The sequence below is a fragment of the Pseudomonas sp. NFXW11 genome (assembly GCF_049887815.1).
Classification (GTDB): domain Bacteria; phylum Pseudomonadota; class Gammaproteobacteria; order Pseudomonadales; family Pseudomonadaceae; genus Aquipseudomonas.
This window is the reverse complement of sequence record NZ_JAGEKI010000012.1, coordinates 15,926-29,222: the sequence shown is the minus strand read 5'-3', so window position 1 is coordinate 29,222 and position 13,297 is coordinate 15,926. Positions and strand designations below refer to the sequence as shown.

Sequence of the window (13,297 nt, the reverse complement as noted above, 5' to 3'; positions counted from 1 at the left end):
AGCCCGTCAGGAGACGGGCTTGGTCAGCGACAAGGCCAATGGATCAGAGTGGCTTGCCACGGTTGCCGTGCTGGCTGACAAAAGCCTGCACCGCTTTCAGGTCGTTGGCCAGCACCGTGCAGCGCTCTTCACGCTGGAACAGGTCGGACAGGTGCGCCGGCAGTTCCAGGGCCTTATCGACACCGGCCTGCTGCACCGCATCGGGGAATTTCACCGGGTGCGCGGTACCCAGGATCACCATCGGCGTGCTCAGGCTGCGCCGGCACTCGCGGGCGGCCTTGACCCCGATCGCGGTGTGCGGGTCCAGCACTTCGCCGGTCTGCTCGAACACTTCGGCGATGGTTTCGCAGGTCTGCTCGTCGGTCACCGCCAGGGAGTCGAACAGCTTGCGCGCTTCGCTCCAGCGATCGTCCTCGACACTGAAGCCGCCGCCCTGCTTGAAGCTGTCCATCAGGCCGGCCAGGGCCGCGCCGTTGCGACCGTGCAGGTCGAACAGCAGGCGTTCGAAGTTCGACGAGACCATGATGTCCATCGACGGCGACAGGGTGGCGTGCAGGGTTTCCTTGACGTACTGATTGCCGCTCATGAAGCGGTGCAGGATGTCGTTGCGGTTGGTGGCGACGATCAACTGGCTGATCGGCAGGCCCATGTTGCGCGCCAGGTAGCCGGCGAAGATGTCGCCGAAGTTGCCGGTAGGCACCGAGAACGCGATGGAGCGCGCCGGGCCGCCCAGCTGCAGCGCTGCGTGGAAGTAGTAGACGATCTGGGCCATGATCCGCGCCCAGTTGATCGAGTTCACCGCCACCAGGCGCGTGCCTTTGAGGAAGCCCTGGTCGGCGAAGCTGGCCTTGACCATTTCCTGGCAGTCATCGAAGTTGCCTTCGATGGCGATGTTGTGGATGTTCTCGCCGAGGATGGTGGTCATCTGCCGGCGCTGCACTTCCGAAACCCGGTTGTGCGGATGCAGGATGAAGATGTCGACGTTGTCGCAACGCTTGCAGCCTTCGATGGCCGCCGAGCCGGTGTCGCCGGAGGTGGCGCCGATGATCACCACGCGCTCGCCGCGCTTTTCCAGCACATGGTCCAGCAGGCGACCCAGCAGTTGCAGGGCGAAGTCCTTGAACGCCAGGGTCGGGCCGTGGAACAGCTCCAGCACCCACTCGTTGCCGTCCAGCTGACGCAGCGGGGCAATGGCGCTATGGGCGAAGGCGCCGTAGGTTTCCTCGAGGATTTTCTTGAAATCGGCATCGGCAATGCTGCCGGTGACGAACGGGCGCATCACCCGGAACGCCAGCTCGTGGTACGGCAGGCCGGCCCAGGAAGCGATTTCCTCCTGGGTGAAGCGCGGCAGGTTCTCCGGCACGTAGAGGCCGCCATCGCTGGCCAGGCCGGCCAGCAGTACATCTTCGAAATTCAGGGCCGGTGCCTGGCCGCGGGTGCTTATGTAACGCATGGGGGCAAACCTTCGGTTTGAGCTGCAAGTTGCAAGCTACAAGCTACAAGACCAGGCGCCTGGGCCCGTTCCTGCAGCTTGCGGCTTGCCGCTTGCCGCTGTGGTCAGTTTAGGTGTTCGACGCGGATACGTACCACTGGGCCGACAACGCCCTGCAGGGCTTCCAGGGCGGTAATCGCTTCGTTGATGTGGCGCTCCAGCACACGGTGGGTGAGCAGGATCATCGGCACCAGGCCGTCCTGTTCCTCCACTTCCTTCTGCATGATCGATTCGATGTTGATGCCGCGCTCCGAGAGGATGCTCGCCACCTGGGCCAGTACGCCCGGGTGGTCCTTGGCCTGGATCCGCAGGTAGTAGGCGCTCTCGCAGGAGTCGATCGGCAGGATCGGGTGGTCCGACAGCGAATCGGGCTGGAAGGCCAGGTGCGGCACGCGGTTTTCCGGGTCGCTGGTCATGGCGCGAACCACGTCCACCAGGTCGGCCACCACTGAGGAAGCGGTGGGTTCCATGCCGGCGCCGGCGCCGTAGAACAGGGTCGAACCGGCGGCGTCGCCATTGACCATCACCGCGTTCATCACGCCGTTGACGTTGGCGATCAGGCGGTCGGCGGGGATCAGGGTCGGGTGCACCCGCAGTTCGATACCGGCCTCGGTGCGGCGCGCCACGCCCAGGTGCTTGATGCGGTAGCCCAGGGCCTCGGCATAGTTCACGTCAGCAGTGGTGAGCTTGGTGATGCCTTCGGTGTAGGCCTTGTCGAACTGCAGCGGGATACCGAAGGCGATGGAGGCGAGGATGGTCAGCTTGTGCGCGGCGTCGATGCCTTCGACGTCGAAGGTCGGATCGGCTTCGGCGTAACCCAGGGCCTGGGCTTCGGCCAGCACATCTTCGAAGGTGCGGCCCTTCTCGCGCATTTCCGAAAGAATGAAGTTGCCGGTGCCGTTGATGATCCCCGCCAGCCAGTTGATGCGGTTGGCCGACAGGCCTTCGCGAATCGCCTTGATCACCGGAATGCCACCGGCCACCGCCGCTTCGAAGGCGACGATCACGCCCTTCTCCTGGGCCTTGGCGAAGATTTCGTTGCCGTGCACGGCGATCAGCGCCTTGTTCGCGGTGACCACGTGCTTGCCATTCTCGATGGCCTTGAGTACCAGGTCGCGGGCCACGGTGTAGCCGCCCACCAGCTCGATGACAATATCGATTTCAGGGTTAGTGGCCACGGCGAAGACATCGTTGGTAATCGCAATACCGGTCGTCTGGAACTGCGGCTTTGGCGTACGGGTAGCAATCTGCGCTACTTCGATTCCACGCCCGGCACGGCGGGCAATCTCCTCGGCGTTGCGCTGAAGTACGTTTAAGGTACCGCCACCGACAGTACCCAGCCCACAGATGCCTACTTTGACCGGATTCACTCTGAACTCCCCATAAAACGGCCGACTCTAGGCCGGCCGTGAAAACAGCCGCAAACAGCGCGGCTCTCTATTGATGGCCCGCCGGCACAGGCCGGACCATGATCGTCAAAGGCTAGCGTGACGATGCTGGATTATTTCGCACCCAGCGCCAGTTTGGCGATCTGCGGTGCCGGCTGGTAGCCGGGAATTACTTGACCATCAGCCAGGACGATGGCCGGCGTGCCATTCACGCCAATCGACTGGCCCAGGGCGAACTGCTTGGAAACCGGGTTAGCGCACTTGGCGGCCTTGATTTCCTTGCCGTCGACCATCTTGTCCATCGCGGCTTTCTTGTCCGCGGAACACCAGACGGCCTGCAGCTGTTCATCACCCGGCGAGCCCAGGCCCTGGCGCGGAAACGCCACGTAGCGCACTTCCACACCGGCCTTGTTCAGCGCCGGAATCTCGGCATGCAGCTTGTGGCAGTACGGGCAGGTGGTGTCGGTGAACACGGTGATGTGGGTCTTGGTTTCGCCGATGGCCGGATACACCACAGTTTCCGCGACTGGAATGCCGTTGATCAACTTGGAAATGCCCAGACGCTCGGTTTTTTCCGTGAGGTTCACCGGCTTGCCGTCCTTGAGCTGGAACAGATAGCCCTGGACCACGAATTGGCCATCGGCGCTGGCGTACAGCACCCGGCTACCCTGCAGCTTGACTTCGTACAGGCCGGCCAGGGGACTGGCAGTGATGCTCTCCACCGGCACGTCGAGCTTCAAGGTCTCGAGGCTTTTACGGATGGCTTTTTCGGCACTGTCATCGGCCATGGCGAAAGTGCTGAGCAGCGCCAGGGAAGCGGCGGCAATAATCTGGGTCAAACGCATGGGAACTCCTGAAGGCGGGCAAATGGGCAACCACGAGCAACCGCCGGGGCAACGGCTCGCTAACGCCCGTTTTGCAAACCGGCCAAGCCTACCACATCTGTTTTGCCGGCACCGACTACCACTGACGCAAAGCGCCGCCGGTGCGGGGGTTCAGCCTCGCGGGTGATGCTTGGCGTGCAGATCCTGCAGCCGCGCCCGCGCCACGTGGGTGTAGATCTGGGTGGTGGACAGGTCGCTGTGGCCCAGCAGCATCTGCACCACCCGCAGGTCGGCGCCGTGGTTCAGCAGATGGGTGGCGAAGGCATGACGCAAGGTATGGGGCGACAGCGCCTTGCCGATCCCGGCCACCTTGGCCTGGTGCTTGATCCGGTGCCAGAAGGTCTGGCGGGTCATCTGCTCGCCGCGCTGGCTGGGAAACAGCACGTCGCTGGGGCGCCCGCCCAGCAGTTCGGCCCGTGCATCGCGCATGTAGCGCTCGACCCAGACAATCGCCTCCTCGCCCATGGGCACCAGGCGCTCCTTGCTGCCCTTGCCCATGACCCGCAGCACGCCCTGGCGCAGGTTGACCTGTTCCAGGGTCAGGCTGATCAATTCGGTAACCCGCAAACCGCAGGCATACAGCACCTCGAGCATGGCGCGATCACGCTGGCCGATGGCCTCGCTCAGGTCCGGCGCGGCCAGCAGGGCCTCGACATCCGCCTCCGACAGCGACTTGGGCAACGGCCGCCCCAGTTGCGGCATATCCACTTGCAGGGTGGGGTCGACGGCAATCAGCCGTTCGCGCAGCAGGTAGCGATAGAAGCCCCGTGCCCCGGAGAGAAAGCGCGCCGTGGAACGGGGCTTGTAGGCCTGTTCCAGGCGCCAGGTCAGGTGATCGAGGATCAGCTCGCGCCCGGCGTTGGGCAGTTCCAGCCCGCGCTCCTGCAACCAGCCGTTGAACAGCGCCAGGTCGCTGCGATAGGCCTGGCGGGTGTTGTCGGACAGACCTTTCTCCAGCCACAGGGCGTCGAGGAAACGGTCGATCAGGGGGTGGTCGATGGCCGGCATAACATCTCGAAAGCCGCGGCCCAGGGGGCGCGGGCAAAAAAATAGTGAACTGTGCAGAGGGTCGCTAGTCTTTCATAGCCAGCCAATTCACGGAACAGGGTGCATCGATGAGCGAACAACAGATTCTGCTGGCCTTCGGCGGCATTGGCGCAGCGGCGCTGGGCTGCCAGTGGCTGGCCTGGAGACTGAAGCTGCCGGCCATTCTGTTCCTGTTGCTCAGTGGCATCCTGGCCGGGCCGGTGCTGGGCTGGCTCGACCCGCAGGAAATGTTCGGCCCGCTGCTGATGCCGCTGGTGTCGCTGGCGGTGGCGCTGATCCTGTTCGAAGGCAGCCTGACCCTGCACCTTTCCGAGTGGCGCGAGATCGGCAGCGTGGTGCATCGCCTGGTGACCCTCGGCGCGCTGTCGACCTGGGCGGTGATCACCCTGGCCACCCACTGGCTGCTGGGCTTCGACTGGATGCTGGCCCTGCTGTTCGGCACCCTGACCCTGGTCACCGGGCCCACGGTGATAGTGCCCATGCTGCGGGTGGTGCGGCCCAAGGCCTCGATCGCCAATATCCTGCGCTGGGAAGGCATCGTCATCGACCCCATCGGCGCCCTGCTGGCGGTGGTGGTGTACAGCTTTATCATCGCCAGCGCCGCCGGCGAGGGCCTGAGCCACAGCCTGCTGACCTTCGCCGGGGTAATTCTCTGCGGCAGCCTGTTCGGCATCGCCGGCGGCTGGGTGCTGGGCAGCATCATGCGTCGCCAGTGGCTGCCGGAATACCTGCACAACCTGGCCAGCCTGGCCGCGGTGCTGGGGATTTTCATCGCTTCCAACCAGGTGATGCATGAGTCGGGGTTGCTGGCGGTGACCTTGATGGGCATGTGGCTGGCCAATATGAAGGGCGTGGATGTGCGGCATATCCTGCACTTCAAGGAAAACCTCAGCGTGCTGCTGATTTCCGGGCTGTTCATCCTGCTGGCGGCGCGCCTGGACCTCAAGGCACTGATTGCCCTGGGGCCGCTGGTGCTGATCCTGCTGCTGGTGATCCAGTTCATCGCCCGACCGCTGAACGTGTTGCTGTCCACCGCCGGCTCCAGCCTCAGCTGGCGCGAGCGGGCCCTGCTGGCCTGGATCGCGCCCAGGGGGATTGTCGCGGCGGCGGTGTCGGCGATCTTCGCCATCCGCCTGGATGAGGCCGGCCACCAGGGCGCGCTATTGCTGGTGCCGCTGACCTTTGCCGTGATCATTGGCACCGTGGTGCTGCAAAGCGCCACTGCCCGGCCCCTGGCGCGGTTGCTGAAAGTCGCTGAACCTGCGCCCAGCGGCTTCCTGATCGTGGGCGCCAATGGCCCGGCGCGCACCCTGGGCAAGGCCCTGCAGCAACTGGGCAGCCGGGTGCTGCTGACCGATTCGAGCTGGGAGCATATTCGCGCCGCACGCATGGACGGCCTGCCGACCTATTTCGGCAACCCGGCCTCGCAGCATGCCGACGCCCATCTGGACCTGGTGGGGCTGGGGCATCTGCTGGCGCTGTCGCCGTCCGGCGAGCTTAATACCCTGGCGGCCATGCGCTTTCGCCATGACTTCGGCCATCAGCGCCTGTTTGCCCTGGCCAACAGCCAGGAAAGCCGGCGCACCGACAAGCATCGCGCCAGCCATGAGCACCGTGGGCAATGGCTGGGCAGCGAAGCCCTGAGCTATAGCAAGCTGGCCAGCCTGCTGGGCCAGGGCGCCGAGCTGTACAGCACCCACCTGACCGAGGCCTTTGGCTGGGAGGATTACCAGGCCCTGCATGGCGAACGCGCAACCTTGCTGTTCGCCCGTGACAGCAGTGGCTGGGTGCACGTGGTGACGCCTGAAAGCAGCCTCAAGCCGGCGGCTGGCTGGACCTTGCTGGCGCTGATTCAACCGGAGGCTACATAACCCCGTAGGCAGCCATTCGCCGGCAAGCCGGCGCCTACACAGCGAACAAAGCGTGCCCTAGGCGGGGAAACCTGGCAGCACCGGCACCGGGCGCTTGTCGTCATCGATGGCGACAAAGCTGAACAGGCCATGGATGGCTTTCTCGCGACCGTCGCAACTCATGCTTTCGACAAACACCTCCACTTCCACCTTGAGGCTGGTATTGCCCACCTTCACCACCCGGCCCACCAGCTCGACGATGGAGCCAGCGGCGATCGGGTGATTGAAGTCGATGCGATCGGTGGACACCGTCACCAGCGGCAAGCGGCAGAAGCGCGTGGCGGCGATAAACGACACTTCGTCCATCCAGGCCAGGGCGGTGCCGCCGAACAGGGTGTTGTGGTGGTTAGTGGTGGACGGGAATACCGCCTTGGTCACGCGGGTCACCGACAGTTCGGTACGGCGCTGGATTTCTTGCTCACGAAGGGTCATCGGTCTACTGCCTGAATGGTTCGATCCGCGCAGGGGCACGCTGCGGACAGGGTGGCTCGATGGGCGCTGCAGGGCAGCGACCAAGGGCTGGGTGGAAACAATCGGAGGGGCCGCCTGCCTGTGGATAAACAGGCCAGGGCGCCGGGAGGGTGTGACGCACCCTATCGTCCACGCAGGCTGCGTGGCTCGGGCGATCACACTTTATTGGGGCGGCGAGTATAACGTCGCCGGGCAAGGACCGATAGAACCCGCCCTGGGCCAGAGGTCACGATGGGCGACCAAAAGATGCGATGATCCGCGCACTGAAAAAGGAGGCTCGCCGCCATGGATGCCCTGCCCACCCCTTCGCTCGTCGAGCAGTTGCAACAACGCCTGAACCAGGAACGGCCGGATCATCCGAGGTTCACCGGCGCGCCGCTGGACATCAGCCCATTGACCCCCGCACAACTGGGCAGCCTGTGGCCGGCCATGCGCCGGGCCCTGGGCAACCACGAAAACCCGGCGGCGCAGCAGCTGGCAACCTCGATTCTGCAGCAGGCCAGGCAGCTGGAACTGAGCCCGAGCCTCGATCAAGACAGCCTGCTGCAGGCCCTGCGCACCTGCCTGAACTGGCAGACGGCGGTGGAGCAACTCGGTTATTGCAGCGGGCCAACGAATGCGGCACTGGCCAATGAACTGCGCAGGATCCTCGCTGAACCCTCTGCCCAGTGGGCGCTGAACTATCACCAGGCGTACCTGCTGACGCAGTGGACGGATAAAGAGGCCCAGGATGCGCTGCGCCATTGTGTAGAAGAGTTCTACCTCGATTCGCCCTATGCCCGGCAGGAGTTCGAGCTGCTTGGGCAACTGGAGCCACACTCACGCCTGGCCCTTGCCGGCAGCGAATACTGGACCGGCCACCATCACCTGAGCGCCGATCCCGCCAGGGTGCTGATGGATGATCCGACGTACGTCGAATTTTCCCAGCAGATCCTCAACACCGCAGCCCGACGCCTGGAAGATATCCACAGCGGCGTCATACCCTATGTGGCCGATGGCGCCTTCACCACCCACGACACGCCAGTGATCGCCCGCGCCGCGCGAGTCGCCCTGTTGCGCGATTCGCCCTGGCTGCCGCCGCTGATGGATATCTTGCTGCCCAGGGCTTGCGTCGCCCCGACCCAGGCCAAGACCGCCCCATCGCAATCCCTGGCCATTGCCCTGGGCCATTGCGTCGAACAGGTGCCCACGCCGGAAAGCGTGCAGGCGCTGCGCAACGCCTTGAGCCTGGTAAGGCACGCCAGCATCCAGAAGAAACTCTCGCGCAATCTCAAGCCCGCCGAACGGGGGCTGGCGCAACGCCCCGAGATCGCCCTGCGCCTGGCGCCGGGCAGCGTTCCCGGCAAGGCTTTGAACGGGCTGCTGCGCAGTTGCCTGGAATCCGCGCTGTGGCACCCCTTTGAGCTGTCATTCAGCAACTGGCGCGAGCAACTGGCGGACTCTGCCGCAGGCTCGCCCCTGGCCCACTCGCTGCTCTGGATTGCCCATCCCGACCAGGGCCCGAGCCGCAGCTTCCTGCCGACCGCGGACGGGCAAGCGCTTGACCCCTGGGGCCAGCCGTTGAGCCTGGATGCGAGCTGCAGGATTTCCCTGTGGCACCCGCTGGCGGTCACCGAAGCTGAGCGCCATGCCTGGAAAGCCCTGGTCAGCGCACACCGGCTCAAGCAGCCGCTGCGCCAGGTGTTTCGCGAGTACTACCTGCCGTCCCCGCAAGAGCTGGAGAGCTCCAGTTGCCAGGCATTCGTCGGGCACAGCCTGTCGATCCGCCCACTGATCGGCCTGGCCCGCCGCGAAGGCTGGAAGATCGACGACGATGGCAGCCTGTGCCGCGACCTGGGCGATATCCGGGTGACCTTCGCGGTGGGCGCGGAACTCTATCCGGGCTTGCAGGGGCACTGCCTCTCGGGCAGCGCAAGCTTCGCTCGGCGTACCCAAAAGCACTGGCAGCCCGTGCTGCTGAAGAGTCTGCCGCCACAGGTGTTTTCAGAGGCTTGCCGGGCCATTGACTTGTTGGTCAGCGTCAGCAGTTTCGCTATCGAGGAGCTGGCGCAAACCGCCACTGGCCAGCCCCTTCCCCAAACCTCGGCAGGCAAGCGTGAGCAACGCCTGAATCTGCTGGCCGAGCACAACCTGACCCAGATGACGCTGATGCGCGGGCAGGTGCTGAGCATGGCTTTCGCCAGGCTGATCGAAGAGGGAAAAGTGACCATGGACGGGCGCCATGTGCGGGTGGGCGAGCATGCGGTGCATTTGGTCACCGGGCGTGTGACCTGCGACGGGGCGCCTGTGGATATGCCGCTGGCGGCGCAAAGCGGCAAATTGGCGGCACTGCCCTGGTTGCCTTATGACGAGGTGCTGCTGGAAAGGGTCGCCAACACCGTTTGCGTGCTGCTGAACCTGCCCGGGCATTAAATGACGGGCAACAAAAAAGCAGCCCGTAGGCTGCTTTTTTCTGCATCGGAAGCTGGACTTAAGCCAGTTTTTCCTTGATGCGAGCTGCTTTACCCGACAGGTCGCGCAGGTAGTACAGCTTGGCTTTACGCACGTCACCGCGACGCTTGACAGCCATGCTGTCGATCTGCGGGCTGTAGGTCTGGAAAGTACGCTCTACGCCAACGCCGTTGGAGATTTTACGTACGGTGAACGCGCTGTTCACACCGCGGTTGCGCTTGGCGATAACTACGCCTTCGAACGCCTGCAGACGGGAACGATCGCCTTCCTTCACTTTCACCTGAACGACAATGGTGTCGCCCGGGGCAAAGGCTGGGATCTCTTTGGTCATCTGCTCTGCTTCGAGTGCAAGGATGATTTTGTTGGTCATGCTGTGCTCCTAAGGTAAATCGTCGGATCTACCATCGATACGTTGTTAACTATCGTCCCGCTCGCGGAGATATTCCTCGAGCAGCTTCTTCTCTTCTCCAGAAAGCGAGCGTCTTTCCAGAAGATCGGCGCGTCGTTCATAGGTCCGACCAAGGGACTGCTGCAAACGCCAACGCCGGATATGTGCGTGATTGCCGCTAAGCAATACGTCGGGAACACGCTGATCCGCATACACCTCCGGTCGGGTGTAGTGCGGGCAATCCAGTAGACCGTCCGTGAAGGAATCTTCCTCCGCGGAGTCCACATGCCCTAAAGCTCCGGGCAGCAGCCGTGTAACCGCATCGATCAGGACCATGGCCGGCAGCTCGCCGCCAGACAGTACATAGTCGCCAATCGACCACTCTTCATCGACATGAGCGTCAATAAAACGCTCGTCAATGCCTTCATAACGACCAGCAATCAGGATCAATGCATCCTCATTCGCCAACTCGCGCACCGCCGACTGATTCAGTTGACGGCCTTGGGGCGACAGGTAAATCACCTTCGCGCCCTCCCCGGCTGCGTTCCTGGCCTGAACCAGCGCATCTTCCAGGGGCTTGATCTTCATCACCATGCCCGGTCCACCGCCAAACGGGCGATCGTCCACAGTGTGATGTCGATCCGTGGTGTAGTCTCGCGGATTCCAACAGGTGAGCTGCAACAGCCCCTGTTTCACCGCGCGGCTGGTGATGCCGTATTCGCTGATAGCCGCGAACATTTCGGGAAACAGACTGATCACTTCTACGCGCAAAGTCGCCACGCTTAGAATTCCGCGTCCCAATCCACCTTCATTTCGCCCGCTGCCAGGTCGATGGCCAACACGCATTGCTCGGTATAGGGCAACAGGCGTTCGCGATCATCCAGGCTGCCAGCGCAAGGCTTGACCACCATTACATCGTTCGAGCCGGTCTCCAGCAGGTGATCGATCTGCCCGAGCAATTGCCCGAGGGTGTCGATGACCTTGAGACCCTGCAGCTGGTACCAGTAGTACTCGCCGTCGGTCAGTTCAGGGAACTGGTTGCGTGGCACGCAGATCTCGTAACCGGCCAGAAGACGAGCTTCTTCGCGATCATCAAGACCCTTGAGCTTTGCGACCAGGAACTTGTCGTTCCCGCGTCCACTGACTAGCTCAACCTGTTTCACGCTGCCTTCGCGCTTGAGCGTCCAGGTTTTGTAGTCCAACAGGTTTTTGATCGGATCAGTAAAGGAATAAACCTTCACTTCGCCGCGAACGCCATGAACAGAGTAGATTTTGCCAATAACGATCAAATCATCAGCAGGTGCTGGCGTCGCGTTCATAGGGTTCAGGCTGCGGCCTTGGCCGATTCCTTCAGCAGCTGAGCAACGCGCTCAGACGGCTGTGCACCCACGCTCAGCCAGTAGGCTACGCGCTCTTGGTTCACGGACAGACGAACTTCTTGACCACGAGCGATCGGGTTGAAGAAGCCGATTTGTTCTTTGTGCGAACCGTCACGTGGGTTACGGCTGTCGGTCACGGTCAGGTGGTAGAACGGGCGCTTTTTGGAGCCGCCAAGGGCCAAACGGATTGTTAGCATGTGTAAATCGTTCCTGTAGTCGGTGCTGCAAATCTATATGCACAGCGGGCAGGGTGCCCGAAAGGCCGCATATTCTAAGGAATATCCGGACTTTTGCAAATGCCTTTTTCCGGCGCCCATCGGCTGCCATGCAGATTTGCCAGGGTGCCATCGCAAGCGATGGCGACTGAGCGCACCCCGATCGGGGGCTTGCCCGAGGCTCCACGTCCCCGTGGAAAATGCGCCGGCATCACTGCCGGCGCGGATTCTTTACATTTTCGGCATGCCGCCGCCAGGCATCATGCCGCCCAGGCCGCGCATCATCTTGGCCATACCGCCCTTGGCGGAGAATTTCTTCATCATCTTCTGCATCTGCTTGTGCTGCTTGATCAAGCGCCCGATGTCCTGCACCTGGGTGCCCGAACCCAGCGCGATACGGCGCTTGCGCGAACCGCTGATCAGCTCGGGGTCACGGCGCTCGGCCGGGGTCATGGAGTTGATGATGGCTTCCATCTGCTTGAACTGCTTCTCGGCCGCGCCCTGGGCATTGCCCATCTGCGCCAGGTTGACCCCGCCGATATTCGGCAACTTGTCCATCAGGCCGCCAAGGCCGCCCATGTTCTTCATCTGTTGCAGCTGGTCGCGGAAGTCTTCGAGGTCGAAGCCCTTGCCCTTCTTCAGCTTTTTCGCAAGCTTGTCGGCCTTGTCCTTGTCGAGGGTCTGTTCGGCCTGCTCGATCAGGCTGAGCACGTCGCCCATGCCGAGGATGCGCGAAGCGATACGCTCAGGGTGGAACGGCTCCAGGGCTTCGCTCTTCTCGCCCATACCGATGAACTTGATCGGCTTGCCGGTGATGGCCCGCACCGACAGTGCGGCACCGCCCCGGGCGTCGCCGTCGACCTTGGTCAGCACCACGCCGGTCAGCGGCAGCGCGTCACCAAAGGCCTTGGCAGTGTTGGCGGCGTCCTGGCCGGTCATGGCGTCGACCACGAACAGGGTTTCCACGGGCTTGACCGCCGCGTGCAACGCCTGGATCTCCTCCATCATTTCGCTGTCGACGTGCAGGCGACCGGCGGTATCGACGATCACCACGTCGATGAACTTGACTTTCGCTTCCTTTATAGCCGCTTCGGCGATCGCCACCGGCTTCTGGCTCAAGTCCGACGGGAAGAAGGTCACGCCGATGTCATTGGCCAGGGTTTCCAGCTGCTTGATCGCCGCCGGACGGTAGACGTCCGCGGACACCACCATCACGCTCTTCTTCTTGCGCTCTTTAAGGAAACGCGCGAGCTTGCCGGCGGTGGTGGTCTTGCCCGCGCCCTGCAAGCCAGCCATCAGCACCACGGCCGGCGGCACCGCGCTGAGGTTGAGGTCTTCGTTGGCCGCGCCCATCAGGCTTTCCAGCTCAGCCTGGACGATCTTCACAAAGGCCTGGCCCGGAGTCAGGCTGCGGGACACTTCAGTGCCAACCGCACGTTCCTTCACCGAATTGACGAAGTCCTTGACCACCGGCAGGGCAACGTCGGCTTCGAGCAACGCCATGCGCACTTCACGCAGGGTGTCTTTGATGTTGTCCTCGGTCAGCTTGGCCTTGCCGGTGACATGGCGCAGCGTCTGCGAGAGACGGTCGGTTAGGTTTTCAAACATGCGCGATCCTTTCAGGCCCAGGGAAGACCGGGATAATGGCGGCCCAGAGCGTGATAAACGAGTG

General features: G+C 63.0%; 12 protein-coding genes. 2 read left to right on the top strand and 10 right to left on the bottom strand.

Annotation, left to right across the window (positions count from 1 at the left end; genetic code table 11):
- Positions 1-43 precede the first annotated feature (43 nt).
- From thrC to xerD, 4 genes are all read right to left on the bottom strand, one after another.
- Positions 44-1,453: a threonine synthase gene (gene thrC, locus J4P02_RS18760; protein ID WP_426192950.1), complete on the bottom strand. Its 1,410-nt coding sequence runs from the start codon at positions 1,451-1,453 to the stop codon at positions 44-46.
- A 104-nt stretch (positions 1,454-1,557) separates the two neighbouring features.
- Entirely contained in the window at positions 1,558-2,862 is a 1,305-nt protein-coding gene (locus J4P02_RS18755) for a homoserine dehydrogenase (protein WP_426192948.1), read from the bottom strand.
- Positions 2,863-2,993: 131 nt separating this feature from the next.
- Entirely contained in the window at positions 2,994-3,725 is a 732-nt protein-coding gene (locus J4P02_RS18750; RefSeq protein WP_426192946.1) for a thioredoxin fold domain-containing protein, read from the bottom strand.
- Between the two features lie 150 nt (positions 3,726-3,875).
- Positions 3,876-4,772, bottom strand: a complete 897-nt coding sequence (gene xerD / locus J4P02_RS18745) for a site-specific tyrosine recombinase XerD (RefSeq protein ID WP_426192944.1) — start codon at positions 4,770-4,772, stop codon at positions 3,876-3,878.
- Between the two features lie 107 nt (positions 4,773-4,879).
- Between xerD and J4P02_RS18740 the strand changes: the two genes are divergently transcribed.
- Positions 4,880-6,682, top strand: coding sequence for a cation:proton antiporter (locus J4P02_RS18740; RefSeq protein ID WP_426192942.1), 1,803 nt, complete (start codon positions 4,880-4,882; stop codon positions 6,680-6,682).
- 57 nt (positions 6,683-6,739) lie between these two features.
- On the opposite strand, the gene J4P02_RS18735 is transcribed toward J4P02_RS18740, so the two are convergent.
- Positions 6,740-7,153, bottom strand: a complete 414-nt coding sequence (locus J4P02_RS18735) for an acyl-CoA thioesterase (protein ID WP_426192940.1) — start codon at positions 7,151-7,153, stop codon at positions 6,740-6,742.
- Positions 7,154-7,477: 324 nt separating this feature from the next.
- Here J4P02_RS18735 and J4P02_RS18730 point away from each other — a divergent pair, with 324 nt between their 5' ends.
- Complete coding sequence (locus tag J4P02_RS18730; RefSeq protein WP_426192938.1) at positions 7,478-9,604, top strand: DUF4132 domain-containing protein; 2,127 nt, start codon at positions 7,478-7,480, stop codon at positions 9,602-9,604.
- Between the two features lie 58 nt (positions 9,605-9,662).
- Here the strand turns inward: J4P02_RS18730 and rplS are convergent, their stop codons facing one another.
- From rplS to ffh, 5 genes are all read right to left on the bottom strand, one after another.
- On the bottom strand, positions 9,663-10,013 hold the full coding sequence (rplS, locus tag J4P02_RS18725; RefSeq protein WP_009047143.1) for a 50S ribosomal protein L19: 351 nt from the start codon (positions 10,011-10,013) through the stop codon (positions 9,663-9,665).
- A gap of 45 nt (positions 10,014-10,058) precedes the next feature.
- Complete coding sequence (trmD, locus tag J4P02_RS18720) at positions 10,059-10,811, bottom strand: tRNA (guanosine(37)-N1)-methyltransferase TrmD (protein ID WP_426192934.1); 753 nt, start codon at positions 10,809-10,811, stop codon at positions 10,059-10,061.
- Positions 10,812-10,813: 2 nt separating this feature from the next.
- Positions 10,814-11,350, bottom strand: coding sequence for a ribosome maturation factor RimM (rimM, locus tag J4P02_RS18715; protein WP_426192931.1), 537 nt, complete (start codon positions 11,348-11,350; stop codon positions 10,814-10,816).
- 5 nt (positions 11,351-11,355) lie between these two features.
- A complete protein-coding gene (rpsP, locus tag J4P02_RS18710; protein ID WP_058436577.1) occupies positions 11,356-11,607 on the bottom strand; it encodes a 30S ribosomal protein S16 in 252 nt (83 codons plus the stop codon).
- 249 nt (positions 11,608-11,856) lie between these two features.
- Complete coding sequence (ffh, locus tag J4P02_RS18705; protein WP_426192927.1) at positions 11,857-13,233, bottom strand: signal recognition particle protein; 1,377 nt, start codon at positions 13,231-13,233, stop codon at positions 11,857-11,859.
- Positions 13,234-13,297 lie beyond the last annotated feature (64 nt).

Bases quoted from the DNA above. Each gene is read 5' to 3' on its own strand.
- thrC (WP_426192950.1), bottom strand. From the start codon at position 1,453: ATGCGTTACATAAGCACCCGCGGCCAGGCACCGGCCCTGAATTTCGAA.
- J4P02_RS18750 (WP_426192946.1), bottom strand. From the start codon at position 3,725: ATGCGTTTGACCCAGATTATTGCCGCCGCTTCCCTGGCGCTGCTCAGC.
- xerD (WP_426192944.1), bottom strand. From the start codon at position 4,772: ATGCCGGCCATCGACCACCCCCTGATCGACCGTTTCCTCGACGCCCTG.
- J4P02_RS18740 (WP_426192942.1), top strand. From the start codon at position 4,880: ATGAGCGAACAACAGATTCTGCTGGCCTTCGGCGGCATTGGCGCAGCG.
- J4P02_RS18735 (WP_426192940.1), bottom strand. From the start codon at position 7,153: ATGACCCTTCGTGAGCAAGAAATCCAGCGCCGTACCGAACTGTCGGTG.
- J4P02_RS18730 (WP_426192938.1), top strand. From the start codon at position 7,478: ATGGATGCCCTGCCCACCCCTTCGCTCGTCGAGCAGTTGCAACAACGC.
- rplS (WP_009047143.1), bottom strand. From the start codon at position 10,013: ATGACCAACAAAATCATCCTTGCACTCGAAGCAGAGCAGATGACCAAA.
- rimM (WP_426192931.1), bottom strand. From the start codon at position 11,350: ATGAACGCGACGCCAGCACCTGCTGATGATTTGATCGTTATTGGCAAA.
- rpsP (WP_058436577.1), bottom strand. From the start codon at position 11,607: ATGCTAACAATCCGTTTGGCCCTTGGCGGCTCCAAAAAGCGCCCGTTC.
- ffh (WP_426192927.1), bottom strand. From the start codon at position 13,233: ATGTTTGAAAACCTAACCGACCGTCTCTCGCAGACGCTGCGCCATGTC.